General features: G+C 62.1%; 2 protein-coding genes. Both read right to left on the reverse strand.

Annotated elements, in window-relative coordinates:
- Nucleotides 1-139: 139 nt before the first annotated feature.
- A complete protein-coding gene (locus PV407_RS23535) occupies nt 140-1,414 on the reverse strand; it encodes an MFS transporter (RefSeq protein ID WP_332092450.1) in 1,275 nt (424 codons plus the stop codon).
- 181 nt (nt 1,415-1,595) lie between these two features.
- Nucleotides 1,596-2,015 carry an Rrf2 family transcriptional regulator gene (locus PV407_RS23540; RefSeq protein ID WP_332092451.1) on the reverse strand — a complete coding sequence of 140 codons (420 nt, stop codon included), beginning with the start codon at nt 2,013-2,015 and terminating at the stop codon, nt 1,596-1,598.
- Nucleotides 2,016-2,220: the final 205 nt, after the last annotated feature.

Raw genomic sequence — 2,220 nt, forward strand, 5'->3', positions numbered from 1 at the left:
CGGCCTCCGCCGCACGTCCGCCGTCGAGCTGCGCATGGACCGCCGCGACTGGGCGGTCGCCGGCGCGGCGATCGCCGTGCTCGCCCTGCTGCTCGCGCTCCCGCGGCTCGGCTGACGCCGCCGGCCTCCGCCGTTCGCATTACGCGGCCGCAGCGGCGCGTCGCTTGATCCGGACCGATAGAAGCGCGGCGAGCATGCAGACGTAGCCGGCCATCATGAACGCGATGTCGTAGCTGCCGAACCATTCGCGCAGCAGCCCGGCTTCGAAGGCGGCGGTCGCGGCGCCGAGCTGGTGGGCGGCGACGATCCAGCCGAACACGATGCCGGACTGTTCCGGGCCGAACCGGTCGGCGGTCAGCTTGACGGTCGGCGGAACGGTCGCGATCCAATCGAGTCCGTAAAAGACGGAAAACAGCGTCAGCTCCGTATACCCCATATCGAGCGCCGTCGGCAAAAACAGCAGCGACAGGCCGCGCAGGCCGTAATACCAGAACAGCAGCCATCGGCTGTCGAACCGGTCGGACAGCCAGCCCGAAAGCGTCGTTCCGATCAGGTCGAACACGCCCATGAAGGCGAGCAGTCCCGCCGCCGTCACCTCCGGTATGCCGAAATCGCCGCATGCCGGGATCAGATGGGTGCCGATCAGGCCGTTCGTCGTGAAGCCGCAGATGAAGAAGCTGCCCGCCAGCAGCCAGAACGTGCCGCTCCGCGATGCCGCGCGCAGGGTAAGAAGGGGCCGGACGAACAAATTGCCCCGAAACGGTGCGGGCCGGACGAGCTCGCTTCCGCCGTACGGAGGCAAGCCGACGTCGGCGGGATAGTTGCGCGTCCATCTCGCGCTTACCGCGATCATCAGCGCCAACGCGCCGACCGCGGTCCAGACCGCGCTTCGCCAGCCGGCGTTCACCGACAGATGGGCGAGCAGCGGCAAAAACAGCAGCTGCCCGGTCGCGGCGCTGGCGGTCAATATGCCGACGACGAGCCCTTTTCGCCGAACGAACCAGCGGTTCGCGACGGTAACGCCCAGTACGTTGGCCATGACCGATGTGCCGAGGCCGACGACGACGCCCCACAGCACGTTCAGCTGCCAAAGCGACGACATCGCGGTCGACAGCGCCAGTCCTGCCGCAAGCAGCGCCAGCGCCGTCGTCATCATGACGCGGACGCCGAATTTCTCCATACACGCGGCCGCAAACGGCCCCATCAAGCCGTACAGCACCAAATTGATGGAAACGGCGGCGGAAATGCCCGATCGGTCCCAGCCGAACTCGTCCTCGAGCGGCAGCATAAGGACGCCGGGCAGCGAGCGGACTCCAGCGGACACGAGCAGCGCCGCGAACGCGACGGCGGCGACGATCCAGCCGTAGTGCAGCTTGCGTTTCGTTTGCGGGATAACCGGTTCGGTCGTGTTCATTCTCCCATCCTCCAGTTCCGGAATTAATGTAATAAAAAATATTACAGTTATAGCGTCGAAAGGGTGCCTGCGTTGCCGTACCGCCTGGTCGACCGACGTTCAGCGTTCCCCGGGTTCCGTAACACCGTTGACGACGTTCGAACGCATCGCTTTCCGGACCCATTCGTCCGGCGCAAGCGAGTCACATTTTCGCCCGCTGCTCCACGATGCGCAGCACGTCGGCGATCGTATATTGGCCGAAATAGTTTTCCATCTGCCGCTCGGCGCCCGTAAAAATCGAGTCCATCGACTTCTCGATGTTGGCCCCGATCAAGCATTGCGGATTCGGGTTCGGCCATTTCGGCTGGATCGAGCCTTCCGCCGTCAACCGGTACAATTCGTCCAGCGTCACGTCCTGCGGATCGCGGTTCAAAATAAATCCGCCTTTCGCGCCTTCCTTCGACCGGATATATCCGCGCTTTCGCAGCAGCGCCAGCACTTTGCGCACCCGCACCGGATGGACGGACACGCTGGTCGCGATATGATCGCTCGTCGCCAGCCGATCGTCCGCGTGGGCGAGAAACGTTAAGCTGTGGACGGCTATGACGAAATCGCTGTTCAACTCGGGCCCCTCCTTTCGGCATCGCTTTTCTGTAATATATTTGATTACAGATGGAATGTCAATGCGTTTTTTGCAGGATGTTGTTCGTCTGTGATAATGTCATACCATAACTGTTCTGAGATAATGTCACTATGGGACAGGAGACAATTACACTGACAGAAGACGAATGGAACAAGGTGAGAATCGTTGAAAAAATATTGGAGGG

This window comes from Paenibacillus sp. GYB003 (assembly GCF_036577625.1).
Classification (GTDB): domain Bacteria; phylum Bacillota; class Bacilli; order Paenibacillales; family NBRC-103111; genus Paenibacillus_AB.